The 25445-nt window shown below is 47.8% G+C and carries 21 protein-coding genes; 17 read left to right on the top strand and 4 right to left on the bottom strand.

Annotated elements, in window-relative coordinates; translation table 11 throughout:
- The first annotated feature begins 388 nt into the window (after positions 1 to 388).
- The 13 genes from ilvE to thrB all read left to right on the top strand — a co-directional run bounded on the left by ilvE (position 389) and on the right by thrB (position 16023).
- On the top strand, positions 389 to 1288 hold the full coding sequence (gene ilvE, locus N5C46_RS12265) for a branched-chain-amino-acid transaminase (RefSeq protein ID WP_261748901.1): 900 nt from the start codon (positions 389 to 391) through the stop codon (positions 1286 to 1288).
- 15 nt (positions 1289 to 1303) lie between these two features.
- Complete coding sequence (gene ilvD, locus N5C46_RS12260; RefSeq protein ID WP_261748900.1) at positions 1304 to 2971, top strand: dihydroxy-acid dehydratase; 1668 nt, start codon at positions 1304 to 1306, stop codon at positions 2969 to 2971.
- Positions 2972 to 3348: 377 nt separating this feature from the next.
- On the top strand, positions 3349 to 5070 hold the full coding sequence (gene ilvB / locus N5C46_RS12255; RefSeq protein WP_261748899.1) for an acetolactate synthase large subunit: 1722 nt from the start codon (positions 3349 to 3351) through the stop codon (positions 5068 to 5070).
- Complete coding sequence (gene ilvN / locus N5C46_RS12250; protein ID WP_034761039.1) at positions 5067 to 5591, top strand: acetolactate synthase small subunit; 525 nt, start codon at positions 5067 to 5069, stop codon at positions 5589 to 5591. Before ilvB ends, ilvN begins: the two co-directional genes overlap by 4 nt.
- A gap of 49 nt (positions 5592 to 5640) precedes the next feature.
- Complete coding sequence (gene ilvC, locus N5C46_RS12245) at positions 5641 to 6672, top strand: ketol-acid reductoisomerase (RefSeq protein WP_261748898.1); 1032 nt, start codon at positions 5641 to 5643, stop codon at positions 6670 to 6672.
- Complete coding sequence (locus N5C46_RS12240) at positions 6659 to 8209, top strand: 2-isopropylmalate synthase (RefSeq protein ID WP_061810024.1); 1551 nt, start codon at positions 6659 to 6661, stop codon at positions 8207 to 8209. The genes ilvC and N5C46_RS12240 overlap by 14 nt, the downstream gene beginning before the upstream one ends.
- A 60-nt stretch (positions 8210 to 8269) precedes the next feature.
- Positions 8270 to 9382, top strand: coding sequence for a 3-isopropylmalate dehydrogenase (leuB, locus tag N5C46_RS12235; protein ID WP_261748897.1), 1113 nt, complete (start codon positions 8270 to 8272; stop codon positions 9380 to 9382).
- A gap of 103 nt (positions 9383 to 9485) precedes the next feature.
- Positions 9486 to 10901, top strand: coding sequence for a 3-isopropylmalate dehydratase large subunit (gene leuC, locus N5C46_RS12230; RefSeq protein WP_261748896.1), 1416 nt, complete (start codon positions 9486 to 9488; stop codon positions 10899 to 10901).
- A 12-nt stretch (positions 10902 to 10913) separates the two neighbouring features.
- Positions 10914 to 11519 carry a 3-isopropylmalate dehydratase small subunit gene (leuD, locus tag N5C46_RS12225; RefSeq protein ID WP_261748895.1) on the top strand — a complete coding sequence of 202 codons (606 nt, stop codon included), beginning with the start codon at positions 10914 to 10916 and terminating at the stop codon, positions 11517 to 11519.
- A 26-nt stretch (positions 11520 to 11545) separates the two neighbouring features.
- Positions 11546 to 12502, top strand: a complete 957-nt coding sequence (gene ilvA, locus N5C46_RS12220) for a threonine ammonia-lyase (RefSeq protein ID WP_261748894.1) — start codon at positions 11546 to 11548, stop codon at positions 12500 to 12502.
- A gap of 232 nt (positions 12503 to 12734) precedes the next feature.
- A complete protein-coding gene (locus N5C46_RS12215; protein WP_261748893.1) occupies positions 12735 to 14033 on the top strand; it encodes a homoserine dehydrogenase in 1299 nt (432 codons plus the stop codon).
- Positions 14030 to 15091, top strand: a complete 1062-nt coding sequence (thrC, locus tag N5C46_RS12210) for a threonine synthase (protein WP_261748892.1) — start codon at positions 14030 to 14032, stop codon at positions 15089 to 15091. Before N5C46_RS12215 ends, thrC begins: the two co-directional genes overlap by 4 nt.
- Positions 15088 to 16023, top strand: coding sequence for a homoserine kinase (thrB, locus tag N5C46_RS12205; RefSeq protein ID WP_261748891.1), 936 nt, complete (start codon positions 15088 to 15090; stop codon positions 16021 to 16023). The genes thrC and thrB overlap by 4 nt, the downstream gene beginning before the upstream one ends.
- A 23-nt stretch (positions 16024 to 16046) precedes the next feature.
- On the opposite strand, the gene N5C46_RS12200 is transcribed toward thrB, so the two are convergent.
- Positions 16047 to 16355, bottom strand: a complete 309-nt coding sequence (locus tag N5C46_RS12200; protein ID WP_261748890.1) for an AbrB/MazE/SpoVT family DNA-binding domain-containing protein — start codon at positions 16353 to 16355, stop codon at positions 16047 to 16049.
- A 332-nt stretch (positions 16356 to 16687) separates the two neighbouring features.
- Between N5C46_RS12200 and N5C46_RS12195 the strand changes: the two genes are divergently transcribed.
- Positions 16688 to 18004, top strand: a complete 1317-nt coding sequence (locus tag N5C46_RS12195; RefSeq protein ID WP_261748889.1) for an ATP-binding protein — start codon at positions 16688 to 16690, stop codon at positions 18002 to 18004.
- A 15-nt stretch (positions 18005 to 18019) separates the two neighbouring features.
- Positions 18020 to 19153, top strand: coding sequence for a DEAD/DEAH box helicase (locus N5C46_RS12190; RefSeq protein ID WP_261748888.1), 1134 nt, complete (start codon positions 18020 to 18022; stop codon positions 19151 to 19153).
- A 58-nt stretch (positions 19154 to 19211) separates the two neighbouring features.
- Here N5C46_RS12190 and N5C46_RS12185 read toward each other — a convergent pair whose 3' ends face one another.
- The gene (locus N5C46_RS12185; RefSeq protein ID WP_261748887.1) at positions 19212 to 20819 is read right to left on the bottom strand and encodes an amidohydrolase; all 1608 of its coding nucleotides are present in this window, start codon (positions 20817 to 20819) and stop codon (positions 19212 to 19214) included.
- A 154-nt stretch (positions 20820 to 20973) separates the two neighbouring features.
- On the opposite strand from N5C46_RS12185, the gene N5C46_RS12180 reads away from it, so the two are divergent.
- On the top strand, positions 20974 to 21519 hold the full coding sequence (locus N5C46_RS12180) for a GNAT family N-acetyltransferase (RefSeq protein ID WP_261748886.1): 546 nt from the start codon (positions 20974 to 20976) through the stop codon (positions 21517 to 21519).
- Between the two features lie 870 nt (positions 21520 to 22389).
- On the opposite strand, the gene N5C46_RS12175 is transcribed toward N5C46_RS12180, so the two are convergent.
- A complete protein-coding gene (locus N5C46_RS12175) occupies positions 22390 to 22623 on the bottom strand; it encodes a hypothetical protein (RefSeq protein WP_034761070.1) in 234 nt (77 codons plus the stop codon).
- 257 nt (positions 22624 to 22880) lie between these two features.
- Between N5C46_RS12175 and N5C46_RS12170 the strand changes: the two genes are divergently transcribed.
- Positions 22881 to 25130 (top strand): UvrD-helicase domain-containing protein, encoded by a 2250-nt coding sequence (locus N5C46_RS12170; protein ID WP_261748885.1) that lies wholly within the window; start codon positions 22881 to 22883, stop codon positions 25128 to 25130.
- A gap of 107 nt (positions 25131 to 25237) precedes the next feature.
- Here N5C46_RS12170 and N5C46_RS12165 read toward each other — a convergent pair whose 3' ends face one another.
- Entirely contained in the window at positions 25238 to 25378 is a 141-nt protein-coding gene (locus N5C46_RS12165) for a hypothetical protein (RefSeq protein WP_261748884.1), read from the bottom strand.
- Between the last annotated feature and the right edge of the window lie 67 nt (positions 25379 to 25445).

Genomic DNA, 25445 nt, shown 5'->3' with positions numbered 1-25445 from the left:
GTACAAACTCCCCCAAACCCCATCCCTGTAGGATTTTGTCGAAAAATTTTTGATTGGTATATACGCCGCTTCTGAATACCGATTCACCCCTCTAATGAAAAAAATCTTAAATATTTTTTTCTCATGCTAAACTCTATTAGGACAAAGATGTAAGCGTTTACTTATAATCAGATTAATCTAAATAGTCAAATAATTTACAAAAACCCTGTTGACCTTCCGGGGAAACGGGAGTAATATTGTCCTCAATATAAAAACCTGAGCCGGCGGGAAGAGGCAATCATAAACCGATTCAGCCCCCTCTCAACAGGCTTACAGTCAACGTACTTTCGTTGCAAAAATAAATTTCCGAATAATCAAATAAATTTCAACCGGGAAAGGAATGATTAACATGAACGAACAGTGGATCTACTTAGACGGGCAATACGTAAAAAAGGAAGACGCAGTTGTATCTGTGTACGACCATGGTTTTCTATATGGAGATGGAGTGTTCGAAGGGATTCGAATGTACGATGGGAACGTGTTCCGTCTGGATGAACATGTTGATCGCCTTTATGACTCAGCAAAATCCATCATGTTGCACATTGAACTCTCTAAAGAAGAAATGAGCGACATTATCGTTGATACATTGAAAAAAAATAAACTCGAGAATGCCTACATACGTGTGGTCATTTCCAGGGGTGTTGGAAACCTGGGGCTGGATCCATTCACTTGCAGGAAGCCACAGATCATCGTCATTGCTGAACAGCTGGCTCTATTCCCTAAAAGCTTATATGAAACGGGCATCGATATCGTTACCGTCGCAAGCCGGCGAAATCGTGCAGATGTACTTTCACCTAAAGTTAAATCATTAAACTATTTAAATAACATTCTCGTTAAAATCGAAGCAAATCTTGCAGGCGTCAGCGAAGCATTGATGTTGAACGATCAAGGATATGTAGCAGAAGGATCGGCCGATAACATCTTCATTGTGAAGAAAGGAAAAATCCTTACACCGCCGGGGTACGTAGGGGCCCTCGAAGGGATCACCCGGAATGCCATCATCGAAATCGCCGAAAAAGCAGGTTTCGTGATGAAAGAAGAAGTTTTCACCCGACATGATGTATACACGGCAGATGAAGTGTTCTTAACAGGGACAGCCGCTGAAGTCATCGCCGTTGTAAAAGTTGACGGACGTGTCATCGGAGACGGAAAACCTGGGAAGTATACGAATCAATTATTGCAGGAATTCAGAAATACTGTCACGCAGGATGGAAGAAAAGTTTACAAACAAAATGCTCAAGTCGGCTAAGTTGGAGGTGATGACGTGCGAAGTGACATGATCAAGAAAGGGATCGACCGGGCTCCCCACCGCAGTTTACTCTATGCGACGGGAGTCAAGCTCGAAGACATGGAAAAACCATTTATCGGGGTATGTAATTCTTATATCGACATCATCCCCGGTCATATGCATTTAAACGGATTCGCCCAGGTGGTGAAAGAAGCGATCCGGGAAGCGGGGGGAATCCCGTTCGAATTCAATACGATCGGTGTCGACGACGGGATCGCCATGGGACATATCGGGATGAGGTACTCACTCCCGAGTCGCGAACTGATCGCCGACTCGGCAGAAACCGTCATCAATGCTCACTGGTTCGACGGAGTATTCTACATTCCAAACTGTGACAAGATCACACCGGGAATGCTGATGGCATCAGTCAGAACCAATGTCCCTTCCGTTTTTGTATCGGGTGGCCCGATGGAAGCAGGAGTCTCAAGTGAAGGGAAGCCATTATCACTCGTATCCGTTTTCGAAGGGGTCGGCGCCCACCAGTCAGGAAGGATGACGGCAGAACAGCTTCTCGATATCGAAGCAAATGCCTGTCCGACCTGTGGGTCATGCTCCGGGATGTTCACGGCGAACTCCATGAATTCCCTGATGGAAATGCTAGGAATGGCTCCACCGGGGAACGGGACGATCGTAGCCACCTCAGAAGAACGTCACAAATTGATCAAAGACGCAGCGAAACATCTTGTGGAAATGGTGAAAAAAGATATCAAGCCACGAGACATCATAACAGAGGACACCATCGATGACGCATTCGCCTTAGACATGGCGATGGGAGGCTCGACGAATACCGTCCTCCATACGCTGGCAATTGCCAATGAGGCGGAAATCGATTACGACATCAACCGGATCAATAAAGTCGCAGAAAGGGTTCCCTATCTATCCAAGATAAGCCCGGCCTCGGATTACTCCATGCAGGATGTTCACAATGCCGGAGGGGTCAGCGCCATCATTAAAGAGCTCTGTGAAATGGAAGCCGTACACAAAGACCGCATCACCGTTACAGGGAAATCCCTTTATGAAAATGTGAAGGATGCTCATATTCAAAATGATGATGTCATACGCCGCAGGGAAAATGCCCACAGTCCAGTCGGGGGATTATCCGTCCTCTTCGGGAATATCGCTCCTAATGGCGGTGTCATCAAAGTGGGGGCAGTCGACCCATCCATTAAAACATTCATGGGCGAGGCGATTGTATATGAATCCCAGGATGAGGCACTTGCCGGAATTGAAAGCGGAGAAGTGAAAGAAGGTCATGTTGTCGTCATCAGATATGAAGGTCCAAAGGGCGGACCGGGAATGCCGGAGATGCTGGCACCGACGGCAGCCATTGCAGGACGCGGACTTGAGAAGCAAGTCGCACTCATGACAGACGGCAGATTTTCAGGAGCATCCCGGGGCATTTCAATCGGGCATGTCTCCCCTGAAGCAGCTGAAGGAGGACCGATCGGTGTTGTGGAAAATGGAGATCCCATCTTCATTGATCTAACGAACCGGACGATTTCCCTTATGGTTTCTGAAGAAGAGTTGAGGTTCAGACAACAGGAGTGGGTACAGCCTCCTCCGAAAATCAAAAAAGGGTATCTTGCAAGATACGCAAAACTTGTTACATCAGCAAGTACAGGTGGGATCTTGAAAACCGAATAAGTGAAAGCGTTGAAGAGGTAAAAGGATTGGGAACCGTATTTTCAGAGAGCTGGTGGTGCTGCAAACCGGCAATACACCCAATACCGACATCCCCTCTGAGTATCGTTCTGAACCGTGTAAGTAGGAACGATCGAGTAGATGATACTCGTTACAAAAACAAAGGCTGGTGAAACCGATCAGCCTGCCAAGGGAGATGATATCGATCATCTCTGAACGAGGGTGGTACCGTGGAAAGGATGTAAGACCTTTTCGCCCCTGCGAAAGATGAACTCTGTCGTAGTGGGTGGAAAGGTCTTTTTTGTTTGAATCAAATGGATGAACAATGCTCCGGGAAAAATCAATCACAGCAATTTAAAAAAGGAGAGGAGAGATAGGCAATGAGAGCAAAGGTAGAGGCAGAACCGGCTTCACAGACACTGACAGAAAACGTCAACGGTGCTGATATGCTCATGAAAGCTTTGAAGGAGGAAAAGGTTGAGATTCTGTTTGGGTACCCTGGAGGAGCGGTCTTGCCGATTTACGATGCTCTATACAAAGCCCCGATCAAGCACGTACTCGCCCGCCATGAACAAGGGGCCATCCACGCAGCGGAGGGATATGCAAGGGTATCGGGTAAGCCGGGTGTGGTCATTGCGACCTCTGGACCTGGAGCGACGAATCTCGTGACCGGGATTGCAGATGCCATGATGGATTCACTTCCGCTGGTAGTGTTCACGGGGCAGGTGGCGTCGGGTGTCATCGGAACCGACGCATTCCAGGAAGCGGACGTGGTAGGCATCACGATGCCGATCACCAAGCATAATTACCAGGTACGGGATATTAAAGATTTACCGAGGATAGTGAAGGAAGCCTTTCATATCGCATCAACCGGGAGGCCCGGACCCGTACTCGTCGATATTCCAAAAGATTTGACCTTAGAGCAGGCCTATCCGGTACATGAAGTGGAAATGGACTTACCCGGTTATCAGCCCAACTTTTATCCGAATCCCCTCCAAATCAAGAAGCTGGTGGACGCGATCAAGGTGTCGAAGCAGCCTGTCATCCTTGCAGGGGCAGGAGTGCTGCACGGGAAGGCGACAGAGGAATTGAAGGCATTCGCTGAACAATATGACATCCCGGTGGTTCACACCTTATTGGGATTAGGGGGATTCCCGGCAGACCATACACTGTTTCTTGGCATGGCAGGGATGCACGGATGTTATGCGAGTAATATGGCCATCCATGAATGTGACTTGCTCATTAATATCGGTGCCCGTTTCGATGACCGTTTAACAGGGAATCTCGCTACCTTTGCACCAAGGGCCAAAGTGGTTCATATCGATATCGATCCGGCTGAGATTGGTAAGAACGTTGAAACCCAGATCCCGATCGTGGCCGATGCGAAGCAGGCTCTTGCCAGACTCCTTCAGCATGAACCCGAGAAGCCTGATTTTGATAGATGGCATCAACACCTTACATCATACAAAAAGGAATATCCTTTCTGGTATAACCAGGCCCATGATGTGTTATCACCTCAGCGGTTGATTGAGCAGGTATACGAAATGACGAACGGCGAAGCCGTCGTCACAACGGACGTCGGTCAGCATCAAATGTGGGCGGCCCAATACTATTCTTTTAAAAAGCCGAATAACTGGGTCACATCCGGAGGACTTGGCACGATGGGATTTGGATTCCCCGCAGCGATCGGGGCACAGTTAGCAAACCCGGACAGTACAGTTGTCGCCTTTGTAGGGGATGGGGGCTTCCAGATGACTCTCCAGGAGCTTGTTCTCCTGAAAGAATTGAACCTTCCTGTAAAAGTGGTCCTTCTCAATAACGGCACACTTGGAATGGTGAGGCAGTGGCAGGAAACGTTCTTTGAAGAGAGATATTCCCAATCGGTGTTCTCCACCCAGCCTGATTTTGTGAAACTGGCTGAATCATATGGAATCAAAGGATATAAAGTACAAACCCAGGAAGAAGTCGATTCTGTTTTGAAAGAAGCCTTAACAAGTGATGAACCGGTGCTCATCGATTGCTGGGTGAACCCGAAGGAAAATGTCTACCCGATGGTGGCTCCAGGAAAAGGATTACATGAAATGTTAGGAGTGAAACCATGAGGAAACGGATTGTAACAGCCCTTGTTCATAACCGGAGCGGTGTCTTGAACCGGGTGACCGGATTGTTTACAAAGCGTCAGTTCAACATTGAAAGTATTTCGGTCGGATATACAGAAACGGAAGGGATTTCGAGGATGACCTTCGTTGTCAACGTAGAAGACGATCGTAAAATCGAACAGCTCCTGAAGCAGCTCCATAAACAGATCGATGTCCTCAAGGTGTCAGACATCACGGATCAAGGAGTCGTTGCCAGGGAACTGGCCCTTATCAAGGTGTTGAGTACGGGGCAGACACGATCTGAAATCAACGGCATTGTCGAACCGTTCAGAGCGGCCATCATCGATGTGGCAAGGGACAGTGTAACTGTCCAGGTAACGGGGGAAACCTCCAAAATAGAAGCGATCATTGACTTATTAAGGCCTTATGGCATCAAAGAAATTGCCCGAACAGGCATCACAGCTTTCGCCAGGGGAAATGGAAAGTCGGTCACAGACCTGAAACAGTATTCAATTGTAAACTAGAAGTATCCTGAAAAAACTTATTATTCAAAAAATGGAGAGGATGAGGGAAATGGTAAAGGTATATTATAACGGAGATGTGAATGAAGAGGTTCTAAAAGGGAAGAAAGTAGCGGTTGTCGGTTATGGCTCACAGGGTCACGCACATGCTCAAAATCTGAAGGAAAGCGGATTTGATGTTGTAGTGGGATTGAGAAAAGGAAAGTCGTGGGACCAGGCGGAAAAGGACGGCTTCGATGTCTACTCAGTGCGGGAAGCATGTGAACAGGCGGAAGTCATCATGGTCCTCCTTCCGGATGAGCATCAGCCGAAAGTGTATGAGGCAGAAATCAAGCCGGCCCTGTCATCAGGCAAAGCACTCGCATTTGCACACGGATTCAATATCCATTTCCATCAGGTCGTCCCTCCGGAAGATGTGGATGTCTTCCTTGTTGCCCCTAAAGGACCCGGACATCTTGTAAGAAGGACCTTTGAAGAAGGAGCCGGGGTACCTGCACTCTTCGGGGTTTACCAAGACGCTTCAGGTCAAGCTGCAGAACTGGCCCTGGCGTATGCCAAAGGTGTAGGCGCAGGACGTGCAGGAATCTTGGAAACATCCTTCCAGGAAGAAACAGAAACCGATCTCTTCGGGGAACAGGCAGTCCTTTGCGGAGGGGTGACATCCCTTGTGAAAGCAGGATTTGAAACACTGGTCGAAGCCGGTTATCAAAAAGAAGTCGCCTATTTCGAGTGTTTACATGAATTGAAGCTCATCGTCGACCTGATGTATGAACAGGGATTGGAAGGAATGCGCTATTCGATCTCAGACACGGCTCAATGGGGAGATTTCGTTTCAGGTCCAAGGGTCGTGAACGAGGAAACGAAAGCCCGCATGAAGGAAGTATTGACGGATATCCAAACAGGAAAATTTGCGAAGGGATGGATCCTGGAGAATCAGGCGAACCGTCCGGAATTCAACGCTATCAATCAGCGTGAAAGTCAGCACCCGATTGAAGTCGTTGGAAGAGAGCTTCGTAAAATGATGCCATTTGTACAGAAACCTTCAACTAAAGAAAAGGAAGTGGTAGCGAGTGCGAACCATTGAGATCTTTGACACGACTCTACGGGACGGAGAACAGTCAGCGGGCGTAAATCTGAATACAATCGAAAAGATCGAGGTGGCGAAACAGCTGGAGAGACTCGGGGTGGACGTCATTGAAGCTGGATTTCCTGCAGCTTCAAAAGGGGATTTCGATGCCGTGCAGCGGATCGGTTCCACCATCAAGAACAGCTCGGTAACAGGGCTTGCACGGGCGCAGCAGCGGGACATCGATGCCGTATGGGAATCCCTTAAAGGCACGGCGGAACCAAGGCTGCATGTTTTCCTTGCTACCTCCCCGATTCACATGACCCATAAGCTGAAGATGACACCGGATCAGGTCATCGATACGGCCGTCCAGGCGGTTCAGTACGCGAAGAAATTTTTCCCGGTCGTTCAGTGGTCGGCGGAAGATGCTTGCAGATCGGATCTCAATTTCTTAGTCAAAATCATGGAGAGGGTCATTGATGCCGGAGCTTCCGTCATCAATCTTCCCGATACGGTGGGGTATATCACCCCTCATAAATACGGAGAGCTGTTTCGATACGTAAGAGAAAATGTACCGAATATCGGCGGGGTAAAGCTATCGGCACACTGCCATGATGACCTTGGCATGGCGACAGCCAACTCCCTTGCAGCCATCGAAAACGGAGCCGATCAAATCGAGGGGACCATCAATGGAATCGGTGAACGTGCAGGGAATGCCGCCTTGGAGGAAGTCGCTGTTGCCCTTCGCATCCGTGAAGATTTCTACGGGGCGACGACCAGACTGAAGCTGGATGAAATCAAGAAAACAAGCTCTCTTGTCAGTAAGCTGACGGGGATGAGGGTACCGGCTAACAAAGCGGTTGTGGGGGATAATGCCTTCGCCCATGAATCTGGCATCCATCAGGATGGCGTATTGAAAGAGAAGACAACGTACGAAATTATCACACCGGAACTGATCGGAGTGAATTCCAACCGACTCGTTCTTGGAAAACATTCAGGACGTCACGCGTTCAAGAATAAAGCCGTCGAGCTGGGCTTTGACTTAACGGATGAAAAGTTGAACGAAGCGTTCCACACCTTTAAAGATCTTGCGGATAAGAAGAAGGAAATCGTCGATGAAGATCTCTTCAGCATCCTGACGAATAAACAGACGGAAATGACTGAAGGTGTCGGATTCACACTGGAAAGAATGCAGGTTCAATATGGGATGGACAATATCCCGACGGCTACGATCGAATTGAAGTTTGAAGACGGAAACGTCACCCGCCTTGCTTCAACGGGATCCGGAAGCGTGGAAGCCATCTACAATACCATCGAAAAAATCCTTCCGGGCAAGTCAAAGCTCTTGGATTACAAAATCAACTCAGTTGGTGGCGGCCGTGATGCCCTTGCCGAAGTGTATGTCCGACTGGAGTATGACGGTGAAAATACAAGCGGACGCGGAACCGCTCAGGATGTATTGGAAGCATCTGCCCGCGCGTATCTAAATGCTGTGAACCGGTCGGCACAGCGATCACACTCAAGAGGGAAAGAAGCGGTGCAAGCCAGCTTATAAACCACGGGAGCCTTGAATTATAAGGCTCCTCATAAACCAAAAAATCAGGAGGTAATTCTAATGAAGAGAAAAATCGCTGTACTACCAGGAGACGGTATCGGTCAAGAGATTATGGACGGGGCATTAGAAGTACTGAAGGCAGTGGGTGATTGGTTCGGTCATGAATTCGAAGTCGAGAAAGGATTCATCGGGGGATCGGCCGTTGATCGCTTCGGTACACCGGTACCTCCTGAAACGATCAAGCTTTGTAAAGAGAGCGATGCCGTCCTATTAGGGGCAGTCGGAGGACCGAAATGGGAGCACTTGCCGAAAGAAATCCGTCCTGAAAAAGGGCTCCTGGCCATCCGAAAAGAGTTCGACCTTTTCGCGAATCTGCGCCCGGTGAAGGCATTTGAAAGTTTACTGGGGGCATCCCCGCTTAAACGGGAGATTGTGGAAGAAGTAGATTTGGTGATTGTCAGGGAGCTGACGGGTGGATTGTATTTCGGTCAGCCGTCCGGCCGCCAGGGGAAGCGGGATGAAGTGGCCGTTGACACCCTGGTCTATGAAAAAAGTGAAATTGAACGGATCGTCCATAAAGCATTCAAGCTGGCTCAGAAACGCAAGAAAAAACTAACGTCCGTCGACAAGGCAAACGTTCTGGAAACCAGTCGAATGTGGCGTGAAGTCGTGAACGAAGTGTCCGGTGAATATCCGGATGTAGAAGTCGAACACATGCTTGTGGATGTCGCAGCCATGAAGCTGATGTATCAGCCGAAACAATTCGACGTGCTTGTGACCGAGAACATGTTCGGTGACATTCTGAGCGACGAAGCTTCCATGATCACAGGCTCACTTGGGATGCTTCCTTCCGCCAGTTTAAGAGGGGATTCATTCGGTCTTTACGAACCGGTTCACGGATCCGCCCCTGATATCGCCGGAAAAGGAAAAGCCAATCCACTGGCTATGATTCTATCGGTTGCCATGATGCTTCGCCATTCCTTCGGCTTGAAAGAAGAAGCGGAAATGATCGAAATGGGGGTCCAGGAAGTCCTGAATGCAGGTTACCGGACAGGAGATCTTTGGACGATGGGACGCGGTACCGTCGTCGGAACGGGTGCCATGAGTCAGCTGGTCGTAGAGCGTCTGGAAGCGGATCATGCCTTGTCCTCCATCCTGGCAGCGTACTTGTAATAATAAATTTTATGGAGAAGGTGACCGAAGCAAAATCTACGGTCACTCTCTAACCGAAACAATCTTCATTGAAATAAAATCTTACCAAAACAGGAGGGAGTTCATGGCAGGGAAAAATATCATCGAAAAGATATGGGAAAAACACATCGTACACAGGGAAAAGGGAAAGCCGGATTTATTATACATCGATCTTCACCTTGTACATGAAGTAACATCCCCCCAGGCATTCGAGGGGTTGCGCCTGAAAGATCGCAAGCTAAGGAGGCCGGATCTGACTTACGCGACCATGGACCACAACGTGCCGACAAGGGAGCGTCACATTGTCAGAGATGAAGTCGCCAGGCTGCAAATGGAGACATTGAAGAAAAACTGTGCAGAATTCGGCGTCACCCTGGCAGACATCCATCATCCCGATCAAGGGATCGTCCACGTCATCGGTCCTGAACTGGGTCTGACCCAGCCGGGGAAAACGATCGTGTGCGGAGACAGCCATACTTCAACCCACGGAGCGTTTGGGGCACTGGCCTTTGGGATCGGGACGAGTGAGGTGGAGCATGTACTGGCGACCCAGACATTGTGGCAATCGAAGCCCCGGACCCTTCAAGTCGAAGTTTCAGGGGAGCTCGGATTCGGTGTCACGGCTAAAGACGTGATCCTGAACATCATTTCCACCTATGGAGTCGGTTTCGGCACCGGATATGTCATCGAATTCACGGGAGACGTGATTCGCAATCTGTCCATGGAAGAAAGAATGACCGTCTGTAATATGAGCATTGAAGCAGGTGCGAAAGCCGGATTGATCAGTCCCGACGAAACGACTTTTGACTATTTAGAGGGCAGGGAATACCTTCCCAAGAATAAAACGTTCCAGCAGTGCAAGGAAGAGTGGCAATCCCTGACAAGCGATCGTGACGCCACCTATGATCACAGAATTGAGGTGAGGGGTGAAGAAATCGAACCTCATGTAACATGGGGGACGAACCCGGGGATGGGTGCCGGGATTTCAAGGTCCGTCCCTCATCCGGATGAGTACGGGGACCCTTCTGAAAGGGAAGGGGTGGAGCGGGCGCTTCATTATATGGGACTTGAAGCCGGAATGAGAATCGAGGACATTGAGGTTGATTATGTATTTATCGGTTCTTGTACGAATTCACGCTTGAGTGACTTGAGGACGGCGGCTGAAGTGGTGAAAGGGCACAGCGTTAAGCAGGGTGTCACCGCTTTGGTTGTGCCAGGCTCGTTTAAAGTGAAGAAAAAGGCAGAAGAGGAAGGCTTGGATACGATCTTTACAGAAGCTGGTTTTGAATGGAGGGAAGCGGGCTGCAGCATGTGTCTCGCCATGAATGACGACATCGTCCCACCCGGCAAACGCTGTGCATCGACTTCCAACCGGAACTTTGAAGGCAGGCAGGGGAATGGTTCAAGAACCCATCTTCTCAGTCCTTCCATGGCAGCAGCCGCGGCCATCACAGGGAAATTGACCGACGTACGAAAGCTTGAAAAAATGCCGATTTCATAGGAGGTGAAAAGGGTGGCAATCAATCATGTGGAAGCGAATGTATTTCCTCTCAGGAGGGACAACGTAGACACGGATCAAATCATACCGAAACAATTCTTGAAAAGGATCGAGCGTAAAGGCTTCGGTCAGTTCTTATTTTATCATTGGCGGTTTGAAGACGATGGGAAGTCCTTGAGAAGAGACTTTTTATTGGATACCCCAAAATACCGGGATTCCGAAATTCTTCTCGGTGGAAAGAATTTCGGATGCGGGTCTTCACGGGAACATGCACCCTGGGCCCTTCAGGACTATGGATTTCAGGTGATCATCGCGAAGAGCTTCGCGGACATTTTTTATAACAATTGTTTAAAGAATGGGATCCTGCCGATTCAACTGGATGAAAAAACAGTCGATGCCCTTTTGAAGAATGAGAGTCAAGTGGACTTATATAAAATCGAAGTGTCCCTTGAGCACCAGACCATCTGTGATTCTGAGGGGCTGCGTGTCTCCTTTGACATTGATCCTTATTGGAAAACAATGCTTCTGAAGGGTCTGGATGAAATCGATTTAACGTTGCATTACGGTACACAAATCGAAGACTACGAAAAAAAATATGAGGTGAGTGACTTGGGAATTTAATGGATAACACTGAAGTGGTAGAAGCAATGGAAAGAATCAGTCATCAGGTGCATCGAACACCGTTAAAGCAATCGTCGACGCTGAATGCGTTCACTGGTGGAGAAGTCTATTTGAAAATGGAGAACCTGCAGCGGACAGGTTCCTTCAAAGTAAGGGGCGCCATGAATAAAATCATGTCATTGTCTGAAGAAGAAGCAGGGAGGGGGATCATTGCCGCATCTGCAGGAAATCATGCCCAAGGGGTGGCGCTGGCTGCTGCTAAGCGCGGGATCCCTTCAAAAATCTTCATGCCAAAGCGGACGCCGTCCACTAAAGTTGCGGCAACGAAACATTACGGAGCTGAAATCGTTTTGACTGGAGACACCTATCAGGAAGCCTACGGGGCAGCACTTGAGGAGAAAATCAAAAAAGGCTCGACGTATGTTCATGCATTTGATGATCATAAAGTGATGGCTGGACAAGGGACAGTCGCACTGGAAATGCTTCAACAGCTCAGTGATTTAGACATGATTCTCGTCCCCGTCGGTGGAGGGGGCTTGCTCGCAGGGATGGCACTGGCCGTGAAAGCCTTTAATCCCCGCGTACAGATTGTCGGCGTGCAGGCACTGGGGGCGCCGGCCACGTATAACTTTTTCACGGGAAGCAATAAGGGTTCACTTGAGCATGTTCATACCATTGCTGACGGGATCCTCGTCAAGAAGCCTGGAGAGCTCACGTTTCCGATCATCCGGAAGTATGTGGATGATATGGTCACCGTGACCGATGAAGAAATCTCCTATAGCATCATGTTCATGCTTCAACGGGAGAAAACCCTGGTTGAAGGAGCGGGAGCCGCATCCTTGGCGGCAGCCATGTGTCAAAAGGTCAAGGTACAGGGGAAGAAGGTAGGGTGCGTCATCAGCGGCGGGAACGCCGACCCGAGTAAAATCCCTGTTTATCGGGATTTGTCCAAAATGGCCAGACAGCTGCATCATATTGTGTAAAGATGGGACGGCTCTTAACTGCGTGAGTAGTTGGGGGCGGTCCTCTGTTTTTAGCAAGTTGATATGATTTTTCGTGGAGATAACTAGAACGATCATAATCAATTAAACTTGTAAGCTCTTACATTCTGAAAATACGCAAAAACCTATTGTAATAGGTAATTTTTTCAACTATAATGTCCACTATACAAATACAAATGTACATCAGAAATAAACAAATGGAGGTTTTCGGCTTATGGAATCAATTTCAATCGGACTTTTAGGACTCGGAACGGTGGGAGCCGGAGTGGTGAAGATAGTAGAGAATCATCAGGATAAATTGTCTCATCAGATCGGCTGCCCGGTGACGGTGAAAAAAGCCCTCGTTCAGGATTTAGAGAAAGACAGGGGACTGGATATCGAAAACAGCATATTGACCTTGAATCCTGAGGAAGTCCTGTTTGACCCTGAAATTGATATTGTGGTCGAGGTCATGGGTGGAATCGAAGCAACGAAGGAGCACCTCCTGCATGCGTTACACGAAGGTAAGCATGTCGTCACGGCAAACAAAGATCTCATGGCCCTCCATGGACCTGAATTATTAAGAGCGGCCTCGGAAAATGGCTGTGACTTATTCTACGAAGCAAGCGTCGCAGGAGGCATCCCGATTTTAAGAAGCTTAGTAGACGGCCTTGCCTCGGATCGCATCACGAAAATGATGGGAATCGTCAACGGGACCACGAACTTCATTTTGACAAAGATGACGAAAGAGGGACGGACCTTCGATGATGTCCTAAAGGAAGCCCAGGATCTCGGCTATGCTGAATCGGATCCGACGGCAGATGTCGGTGGATTGGATGCAGCAAGGAAGATGGCGATCCTGTCCACCCTGGGGTTCTCCATGAATGTGGACCTGGCGGATGTGAAAGTGAAGGGCATCACGGAAGTAACGGGAGATGACATCCAATATGCCGAACAGTTCGGCTACACGATGAAACTCATCGGTTACGCCCACCGGGAAGGGGAAAAGGTCGAGGTAAGCGTCGAGCCGACCCTGCTGCAAAATGAACATCCCCTCGCGTCTGTACATGATGAATATAACGCCGTGTACGTGTACGGCGAAGCAGTGGGGGAAACGATGTTTTACGGTCCCGGTGCAGGAAGTCTCCCTACTGCGACTGCTGTAGTATCCGATATGGTGGGAATCATGAAGAATATGAGATTGGGCGTGAATGGGAAGAGTGCCGTGAATCCGCAGTTCCCGAAGAAACTAAAAGAACCTGATGAAATTCATTCGAAATATTTCCTGCGGCTGCACGTTCGTGACGAAGTGGGCGTATTGGCCAAACTGACGTCCATCTTCTCGAATCACGGAGTCAGTTTCGAAAAAATACTTCAGAATCCCCTGGACAGTGATGAGTTTGCTGAAATCGTCCTGGTGACTCATAAGGCATCCCTGGAGCATTACGAAGATATCCTCATGGAGCTGAAGGATTATGAAGCGGTTCATTCGATCGAAAGCTCATACCGCGTAGAAGGAGGAGAAAAAGGATGAGATGGAAAGGACTACTGGAAGAGTATGGAGAACATCTTCCATTAAATGCAGATACTCCCCTTTTAAGTCTGAACGAGGGAAACACACCATTGATCGAGCTGAAGTCGTTGTCCGAGGAGTGGGGCATTGAGCTTTATGCAAAGGTTGAGGGGGCGAACCCGACAGGCTCCTTTAAGGACCGGGGGATGGTCCTGGCCGTTGCGAAAGCGGTGGAGTCAGGCAGCACGACGGTCATTTGCGCTTCGACAGGCAATACTTCTGCTTCAGCTGCAGCTTATGCAGCAAGAGCGGGGATCAAATGCGTCGTCGTCATTCCGGAAGGGAAAATCGCTCAAGGGAAATTGGCTCAAGCCGTCATGTACGGGGCCGAGATCATTTCAATCGAAGGGAATTTCGATGAAGCCCTGGAGATTGTCCGTGAGCTGAGTAAAACGGAATCCGTCACGCTTGTGAATTCAGTGAATCCATATCGACTGGAAGGACAGAAAACGGGGGCCTTCGAAGTCATCGAAGGATTAGGGGAAGCCCCTGATGTGCTCGCGATACCTGTCGGGAATGCAGGGAATATTTCAGCATACTGGAAAGGATTCAAGGAATATTCTGAGCGCAGATCTTCATCGCTTCCCCGCATGTTCGGCTTTGAAGCATCGGGGGCAGCGGCTCTCGTCCACGACCGCGTGATTCCCCAGCCCGAAACGATTGCCACTGCCATTCGCATCGGGAACCCGGCGAGCTGGACATTGGCCGTCGACGCATTGAAGGAATCCAACGGACATATTGATGAAGTGACGGATGAAGAAATCCTGGAAGCCTATCAGCTGATGGCAAGGAAAGAAGGGATCTTTGCGGAGCCGGCTTCCTGTGCTTCCATCGCAGGGATCAAGAAGTCATTGGAAAAAGGGCTCCTTGAACCAGGGTCGAAGGTTGTCGCGGTATTGACGGGGAATGGATTGAAAGATCCGGTTACGGCCATGGAGTGCAGCCCGGTGACACCGGTGAAGCTGCCAAATGATCGTGAACTGGTGAAGGATTATATCAAGGGAACGATCGGGGTATGAAGGGCCGGGAACCTCGCTCGTGGAAAATCATCGTCCCGGGGAGTACAGCCAATTTAGGAGCAGGATTTGACTCACTCGGTTTGGCTTTGGATGTCTTTTTAACCGTGGAGGCACATGAAGCAGATGACTGGCATGTGATCCCTTTGTCAGCGGCCCTGGAGGTATTTCCTGAAGATGAGTCGCATTTCATCGTAGAAGTCGTCAAGGAAGTGGCAGATGAATATGGAAGGAAGCCTGCTCCATGTCATTTATACGTATCAAGTGATATCCCATTAACCAGGGGTCTCGGATCCAGTGCAGCGGCTGTCGTGGCAGGGGTCGAGCTCGCCAATGCTTTATGCGACCTCAAGTTGACCCAGGAAAAGAAGCTGGTTCTGGCAAATCGTTTCGAAGGTCATCCCGATAACGTCGGGGCATCGCTCTACGGAGGGTTTGTCGTCAGCTGTCAGGATGAAAAGGGTGTTAACCTGATCACGGTTCCTGACCTTCCAATCGATGTTGTATGCGTCATTCCGAAAGCGGAGCTGAAAACGTCGGATTCGAGAAATGTCCTCCCATCATCTCTGTCGTTTGCAGAATCCGTTGGTGCTGGAGCGGTATCGAATGTTTTGGTCGCGGCGTTCCTTAGCGGTGATTGGGAAATGGTCGGGAAGATGATGAAGCGGGATCGTTATCATCAACCTCACCGTAGAAAGCTTCTTCCCCATTACGATGCCGTTGAAAAAGTGGCAGATCGATTCGGTGCTTTCGGCGTCGCTTTAAGCGGGGCCGGCCCAACGGTTGCCTGCTTTGTGGAACGGGAAGCAAGTGAATGGCTCTTCCGCCAGCTCGAACAATCCTTCCCGACCATGGACGTCCGCAAACTATCCATCTCCCAAACGGGCAGCAGCATCACAACCCAACAACCAAAGGTCCGTCCCTCATCGCTTTAAAGCAGCGAGGGACGGACCTTATTTTATTCTTTCTCCGTTGTGATCATAAAACAGTTGTCTTTTTCGTTGACGTGCAGGCAGTAGGAGGATGGATACGCCATGCCCATTTCTTCCCGGAGTTCCTTCGGGATGTGGACCGTTCCTTTTTCTGAGATGTAGCGTTTGTTGTGGGTTGAGTCCCGCGTGGCCTGCTTAATATAGAGGCAGTTGTTTTGATAGACGAGCTCTGCAAGTTTTCCCGGCAACAGTCCAAACTTCTCCCTCCATTTATGGGGGAGAGTGATTGTACCGCTTTTACTGAAAGGTTTGCTCCCATACATCATACTTAACATTCGCATCACCTGCCTTCACTATCATGTTGTTCTCTTTTTACCTTTCCTGAGAAAAATAAACACCAATTTGAAAAATTAGGAAAAAGGGCGGAGTTTCTTTGATGGGGTGGGGGAAACCGCAGGGTGAAAACGATCATTTAAAATCCGATGGCTCATACTATTATTTATTCTCTTCCTTCAGGCTCCCTATGTTATGATTAGGTGTGTTGTCAAAGTAAATGAAACAGATGAAGATACTCTCGTATTTCAGTCTTATGAGTATTTTTGATAAATGGATAAGAACTGAGAAACCATAGGGGAAAGACTATTGGAATTTAGGTGAATTTCACATCATGAAACAAGCTAAAGATATTGCCTTGAGAATATCCGTCACCTATGTATTGTTAGGCGCATTATGGATTGTGTTTTCAGATTATGCTTCCATGATCATCGCACATGAGAAGCTTAGTATGTATATTTATTTTCAGCGCTATAAGGGCTGGCTATTTACGTTTGTAACAGGTATCATCATATTCTTCCTGATATACCGCAGGACCAATGAGCTGATTCTCTCCAACGATAAACTATCGAATAAAGAGAAACAGCTTCAGATAAGGAATCAGCATTATCATTCATTGTTCGAACAAAATCCCGATGCCGTCTTGGAGCTGAGTTTGGATGGACATGTCATATCTGTCAACGCAGAAGCCGAGGGATTGCTTGAATTCACCCATGAAGAGTTAAAGGAAGTGAAATTCAGTAAGTTCCTGGATGAAGAAGAAATGAAGCGGGTGACAGACTACTTTTTCGCTACGTTCAAAGGCTTCGCATCCACCTTTGAAACGATGATCCGTATCGGCGATAATAAAGGAAAGATCCTCAGATGCTCCCTCGTTCCGATTATCATTAATCGTGAGGTGACAGGAATGTTCGCCATCGCAAGGGATATCACATCCAATCGGGAAAACGAAGAAATGGTCGTCGCATCGGAAAAGCTTTCCGTCATTGGTCAGTTAGCAGCTGCCGTTGCACATGAAATCCGCAACCCGCTCACATCTCTCAAGGGATTTATCCAACTTATGCAAACGACCAATACCATTAACCACGATCATTTAGACATTATGCTCTCTGAAGTGGATCGAATTGATTTGATCTCAGGTGAGATGCTGATCCTTGGAAAACAACAGGAAACCCACTTCCGTCCTGAAAGACTCGATGATATCCTCCAGCAGGTCCTCGTCCTGATGGAAGCACAGGCTAATCTTGATAATGTGTCCATTACATATGAGAACCTGTCTGAAAAACTTTTGTATGTGTCAGCCGAGTCCAATCAGCTTAAACAGGTTTTCATCAATATCATAAAAAATGCCGTGGAAGCCATCCCCCCATCCAGGGATGGGAAGGTCTCGATCACGTTGGAAGAGCAGGGGACGAACGCTCAAGTAGTTGTGAAGGATAATGGAGTCGGCATGGAGCCTGAAAGAATCGAACATCTGGGTGAACCGTTTTACTCGACGAAAGAAAAAGGCACGGGCCTCGGTCTTGCCGTGTGCAAAAAAATCATCCAACGCCATAAAGGACAAATACACTTTCAAAGTGATATAGAAAAAGGAACGGCAGTGGAAATCAGCTTACCCATTGAGGAAGAGCCTTCTGCCTTTACCGATTAAGAAAGGACGAAACGAATGAATTCAATCTCAAGCATCATCCATTCGCCAATACTACAGAAAAACTGGGAAGAATCAGGTTTTACTGCATTCACTCCCGTACAGGAAAAAGTTGTGCCCCTTATCATGGAAGGGAAGGACGTTGTGTGTGAATCACCAACGGGGACAGGGAAAACCCTGGCTTATTTACTCCCGATCATCCAGGCCATCGATCCATCAAGAAAACAGGCACAGGCTGTCATCCTTGCACCATCAAGAGAGCTGGTCATGCAAATCCACCAGGAAATCCAGAAATGGGCTAAGGGGACGGACATTACGAGTGCTGCCTTCATCGGTGGTGCGAACGTCAAGAAACAAGTTGAGAAGCTGAAGAAAAAGCCTCATATCGTAGTCGGCACAACGGGTCGCCTGATCGAACTGATGAAAATGAAAAAACTGAAGATGCATGAAGTGAAAACCATCGTCGTCGATGAGTTTGACTTAATGATTTCATCAGAGCATATCCGGGAAGTGAAGGATATCATCAAATCGACTTTGAAAGAACGTCAGGTGCTGTTCTTCTCGGCAACTTTATCAGATGAAACGGAACAAGTAGCCGAATCTCTCTTACAGAACCATGAAATTGTCAAAATGGAAGCCAACCTCGATAATCCGAAAGTAGACCATGTCTTTGTATATAGTGAATTGCGGGATAAGGTGGAAGCCCTCAGAAGTATCTCTTACTTCAAAGGTATCAAGGCACTTGTATTCTTCAATCAACTGGAGAGACTCTCTGAAATGGAAGAGAAGCTTAAATATAAGGGAGTCGAGCTTGAAGTCTTAGCAGGAGAATCGAATAAGATGGAGCGTAAGCAATCCCTGGATCGTTTCCGCTCAGGGAAAGTGTCCATGCTCCTGACAACCGATGTCGCGGCACGCGGCCTCGATATCACCGATGTCACACACGTAATCCATTTCGATTTCCCGAGCGACACGAAGCAGTATATCCACCGTTCAGGAAGAACCGGCCGCATGGGGGCAGAAGGAACCGTCATCTGCCTCGTATCCAAGCGCGAACTGAGCTTCCTTGAAAAACTAAGTAAAGAACTCAACCTGCCATTCCAGGAAAAAACCATCCGCGGCGGCGGACTGCAACAACCGGAAACAAAATAAAAAGATAGGTCCGTCCCCGGGTTTGAGGGACGGACCTCTTTTTCGTTATACACTGCCGCTATTTTTCATACACAATCCTGCCGTCCATCAGTGTCATCCATACACCCGTCTCAAGGAGTTCTTCCGCACCGACTTCGAAAGGATTCCGGTCCAAAACGGCTAAATCAGCTTTCTTTCCGACTTCGATCGTTCCTAAATCATGCTCCCTGAAGTTTCCGTAAGCAGGGGATTTCGTGTAATGAATCAGGGCATGGGCCAATGAAATTTTCTCAAGAGGATTCCATCCGCCTTGGGGAGAGCCGTCTTCGTGCTTCCGTGTGACGGCCCTGTAAAGGCCGAGCATCGGATTCAAGTCCACAATCGGAAAGTCCGTTCCAAACGCAATGGCTGCGTCATGCTTGTCCAATGAACCGATCGGCCACGTATAGTGTGCCCGCTCCATCCCGAGTCTGTCCAGATATGCATGGGAATCCATGGAACCCGACGTGAGATGCTCGGGCTGGATGGATGCGATGACCCCGAGCTTCCGGAAGCGCTCGAAATCATGTGGGTCGCATACTTCAATATGTTCGATCGTATGTCTGGAATCCCTTGCACCATTGACCTTCCTCGCATGCTCATACACATCCAGGCCCAACCGGACAGCTGCGTCCCCGCAAGCGTGCAGGCGGATCCGGAAGCCTTCCCGGTCAGCATCCTCGATCCACTTTTGATAAACATGTGGTTCATAAATGGTCCCGCCAATTTCCGTCGGCCGGTCTGAGTATGGCTGAAGCAAATACCCCGTATACGTCAGGGGGACCCCATCGAGGAACTGCTTCAAACCAGAAAACTGAAGCTTATCCGATTGATACTTCTCCCTGAATTGAATGCCACGCCCGAGGTCACCATCCAGCACGTCCAGGAAGTGAATGCGGGTCGTCAGCTCGCCTTTTTCTTCAAATTCCCGATAAAACCCGGGATCTCCCAATGTATAGCCGGGAAGAGGCAGCATGTCGGCTACAGATGTGATCCCGTAGGATGCCGTCTTCTTCAGCATTCCGTTCATCAATCTGTTCTTTACTTTCTTCTCGAATGTAAAAGCTTCCGTCACATACTGAACGGCCGTCTCATATAAGAATCCGGTTGGTTCACCGTCGGCATCTTTTTCAATTTTACCAAAAGGAGGTTCGGGAGTATCCCGGTGAATCCCCAATTTCTCGAGGGCAGCTGTATTCAGCCATGCGCTATGAGCTTCTTCATTGAGGAGGACAACGGGGCGGTGGGGCAGGTATCGATCAAGTGAGTGGCGAGTGGGGGTGGTCTGGTCCGGCCAGCGGACATGATGCCATCCGAATCCAAGCACCCATTCCTCATCGGGATGTTCCCGGGCATATTCAGCCACCATTCTCGCTGTCCTATCCTCTGTTGTCCCGAAGGTCAGTTGACAAAACCCCTCAAACATCGCTCCTAAAAACCAATGAAGATGAAAGTCATGGAACCCTGCCGTCACCAGGCGGTTTCCGGCATCCCTGATGTCCGTAGAGGGCCCTATGAAACTCTCCATCTCTGAACGGGGGCCAACCCCAATGATCACATCATCCTTTACGGCAACGAAGCCGTCGATGGGAGCAGCTGCATTCCCGGTGAATAGGGCAGTGCTTACCAGTATTTTATCGGCCTTCATGTCATCCCCATCCTTTTTCATCTATTACATCGATTGTAACCAGATGAAGGAAAGAACACAAACGGTGAATTAATAAAAATTTACTCTTATAAGAAGGCATTGGAAAATCCCATGTTGAATACATAAGGAGAACAAGAAGAAAAGGAGAATGAAAATGTTGACACGAACCTTTCCGGCATTTGAAACAGATAGATTTCGCTTAAGACAGATGAAAGAAGGGGATGCTCCCCGTGTTTTTGATTATTTCTCAAAAGATGAAGTCACCCGATATTATGATCTGGAATCGTTTCAAGAGGAAAAACAGGCACTGGAGATCATCGAGAAGTGGAACGAAAGGTTTTATCTGAATGAAGGGATCCGTTGGGGGATTGCCCTGAAAGAATCCGGCGACATCATCGGCAGCTGCGGGTTTCATCAATGGGAGAAAGAACATTTTAAAGCCGAGGTGGGGTTTGAGGTTCATCCATCCTATTGGAGGCAAGGGGTCATCACAGAAGTATTACAGCCGGTCCTGAGATACGGCTTTGAAGAAATGAATCTTAATCGTATTGAAGCGTATTACGATCCGGAAAATGTGGCATCGAAGAGGAGCCTCGAAAAAGCAGGATTTACATTTGAAGGCGTATTGAGAAAAGCGGCATTTGAAAAAGGCGTTTTTTGTGATGCGGCTGTCTGCTCTTTATTAAAAGATGAATATTGAACACAAATTTAAGACGCTGCTTATGCCTATACCACATAAACAGCGCCTTAACTTAAGTAAATCTTATTCAATTAACTTTACTATCCTTTCTTACTAATACACATACGTAACATTCATTTAACATTAAATTAATGGTCTTGCATGGTTTATTAGTTTATTTTCATTTGCCGCTGATTTTCCCACACGCCCACATGTTACGAAGATAGTTTTCACGGGCTATCTTCTTGCGTACCATGATGTTAGCATGCTTCGCTTACATTCTTCATTGGAATCATCTCCTGAAATAAGATTGCGCATTCCCGCATATCCACACATCTTGAAATCAGTTTTCACGGGCCGATCTCAAAAGCGAGATGTGATGCTGACATGCTTTGCTAACTCACTTCATTGGAATCACGCCTTCCTTTAAAGATTGTTTTGTAAATCATTTATTAATTATATATTAACAAATTATAAAATTAATGCAAATGTTCAGAATAATCAATATAGTGCGATTTTGGGTGGTTTTTGAATTGAAATGGGCGGTTATCTTGGTTTATCTCATTTTTTCTTGTTTTTTAAAAAATTTTATTAGTCCTAAAGAGTAAATTCAATATAACGGAGACCGTTCCTTTTCGCTGCAGGTGCTCGCTTTCCGCGGGGCGTGAGTTGAGCCTCCTCGGGCTTGCCCTGTGGGGTCTCAACTTTCCCGCTATTCCCGTCGGAGTCGAGCACCTTTCGCTTCAATCCACTCTGTGCTTTTTCATAATATTTTCTTTGGATAAAGATCAAACAGTAAAAATCATTTGAAATCAGTGTTGAACTTTACTTCAAAATCAGACATTCTACATTGGAACAGCGCTAATTTCATTATATGAACAAAAAAGAGCGTTAATCCAATCTCCTATTAAGGTAATTCTCCTCCAGATCCATTTCCCTGTTCACCAGCAGTTCCATTTGTTCTAGGTGATGGGTTTCGACGACGGGGTCGAGGTGGGACCAGTGGATTTTGTTGATGAAGTAGTAGTTTCTGATTTTCCTCAGGATGACGAGGGAGTGGGGGAAGTGGTCGAATTCTGCTTTTATGCTGTTGAAGCGGGTGTAGCCCCATTTTGTCAGTTTCATTGTTTATCACCTATTGTTCTATTACCTTTTCTTTCGATAGATTAATCCTCTGGGAGCATATCTGATTTAAACAAACGTTTGTTTAGTGTTTCAAAACATTTATTCTACTAGGGTTCGGGGGATTAAACAATCGTTTAACAGTATTTACATATCGTCCCGTGCATCTGTTTCGTCCTGAGATTGTCATTGCTATTCACGGAGGGCTCTTGTTATGATGAGAAGGTTATGAATCGAAAGAAAAGCTAGGAGAATGAGCTTTGAATAAAGTAGTATCCAACTATTCCATTTATCCATATGAAGCAGATAAGAAGGAGATTCCCGTGGCTCCGCTCCATAAGGGGGAAACCACGAAGCAGCTGATATCCTCCCGTGACGAGGATGCTTTTTTCTTTCGGACGATGGAGGAAGCGGGGATTCATCTGAATGCGGCTCAGGTTGAAGCGGTCCGTTGTGTGAAAGGACCATGCTTGACTCTTGCCGGTGCAGGAACGGGAAAAACGACGGTGCTCGTCTGCCGTGCAGGTTACTTGATGGCCGTGAAAGACATTCAGCCAAGAAATATTTTGCTTGTCACATTTACCAAGAAAGCATCGGAAGAGATGAAGCAGCGGATTTCAAGGCTTCCGGGAGCAGAACATGGTGGACAGGTACATGCCAGCACGTTTCATGCCCTGTTCCTTTACTTGCTCAGATCCCGCCATTACACACAGGAAGTGATCGGGAACGAGCGCTATAAACAAATCATCTTGAAACAGATCCAGAGAGAAATGAATATATATGATCCGTATGATGCTGAGACGCTCCTTGCCAAGCTTTCTCATTATAAGCTCAATCAGAAAGATATACGGGAGCTCCCTGAGAAGTCCAAGTCAGAAAAAGAAGTGCGAAGCATCCTCTTAAAATATGAAGAGTGGAAGCGCGTGAATCATAAGATGGATTTTGATGATATTTTGACAGAGGCCTATCAACTACTGTTGGGAAATCCGAATCTGCTGACTTCCCTTCAGCACCGGTTTCAATATGTGATGGTCGATGAATTCCAGGATACGAATCTGGTTCAATATGAATTGATCAAATTGATTGCGGCTCACCGTAATCTGTTCGTGGTCGGGGATGATGATCAAACGATTTACACCTTTAACGGAGCTCGGAACGAATTCATTTTGGATTTTGATGAGGAGTTCACGGATGCCAAAGTCGTGACTTTAAAAGAAAATTACCGGTCTGACGCTTATATCATCGGACTCGGGAATGAAGTCATCGGGCGGAATGAACACCGGCGGAAAAAAGAGCTGATCGCAACAAAAGTGGAGGGACAGAAGCCCCTCTATTCAAGACCCGCCACAGCCGATGAAGAAGCCGTCTGGATCACAGAAGAGATTCAGAGATTACGAGAAGAAGGCTACGGTTATGGAGATATGACGATTCTCCATCGCACCATGAGCAGTGGGCGTGCCGTCTTTGAACAGCTCCTGTTAAAGGAGATTCCTTTCACACCATACAATCAGAAGGATTCCCTTTTCTATGATAACTGGACCGTGAAGCCCGTGGTGGATTACTTGCGATTATCGATCGTCCCACGAAATTTCTCAGCCATGGAATCGCTGTTGCCCACCCTTTTCATACGAAGAGACCGGGGAATGGCTCACATCCTGGAAGAAGAACAGAAGGAGCGGAAGAAGTATCCCCTCATTCACTTAACGACTTTATCCGGGCTGAAGCCTTTCCAGGTGAAGAATGTGAAAGAACGGATGAAGTTCCTGAAGGCGATCGGTGACCAATCACCGGAAAGTGCCATCAAACGTATCCGGAAGGAATTCTATCACCAGTACATCGACGCCCAGGAATCCCACGTGGTGACGGAGCAGAAGGAGCTCATTAAAGAAATGCTGGACGAGCTTGAAGGCTCGGCAAAGCGCTTTGATACGATTTCAAGCTTCATTACCTTCATTGATGAAATGAAGGCGAAGTATGAGGAAATCTATTCGAATCAAAGGGGAAGCAGGGATACGGACAGTGTGTCCCTCATGACGATTCACCGGTCAAAGGGCCTTGAGTTCCCCGTCGTGTTTTTAATCGGGGCCATCGAAGGGAATCTTCCCCACAGTTCAGCCCTTAATGCCAATAAGCTTGAGGATAAAGTCTACAAGGACCCGGGCCAAAAAGAGAAGACAACGGGTGCTGTGGAGGAAGAAAGGCGCCTTGCCTATGTAGCCATCACGAGGGCAAAAGAGAAATTGTTCATTTCTTCCCCGGCCTATTATCAAGGCGAACAGCGTAAGTGCTCGCGCTTTATTGCGGATTTATTCAAACAGACGCCACACGCTGATCCGAAGCCAGCTAAAAAAGTGAGAAACGGAAAGGTGAGCAAGATTCTTGCCTGGGTGTGCACAAGCTCTGAGTGCATTGCCTGGCAGAGGCCCGACACCCATGAAGATACCGAATCCAAGGTTTGTCCCCTTTGTTCAAGCCCTATGAAACTGGGAGAAAAGGACATTATCGAATAAAAAAAGCCCCGGCGTCCTGGAAAGTGAAGGACGCCGGGGCTTTTTGCGGTTTATCGACCGTTCTATAACATGCTGCACATACAAACGAGCATCAATAAACCGGCCCCTCATTGCGAAAAATGATCATCCCGCGAATCAACCTTCTTCGAATCATTCGGATCCAAGGCCTGTCTTAAAAAATAAATAAGAATTCCCATGATGATTCCAAGTATCGCGATAAAACCGATGGTAATGGTGATTCCCATCATAAACCCCACTCCTTTTTATAGCTATCACTATAAGATTTCAGCCGTCTACTATCAGTCTATGAAAAAG

The sequence above is a fragment of the Rossellomorea vietnamensis genome (assembly GCF_025398035.1).
Lineage (GTDB): Bacteria > Bacillota > Bacilli > Bacillales > Bacillaceae_B > Rossellomorea > Rossellomorea vietnamensis_B.
Note: the sequence above shows the minus strand (reverse complement) of the source record. Positions and strands in the feature narration are given on the sequence as shown.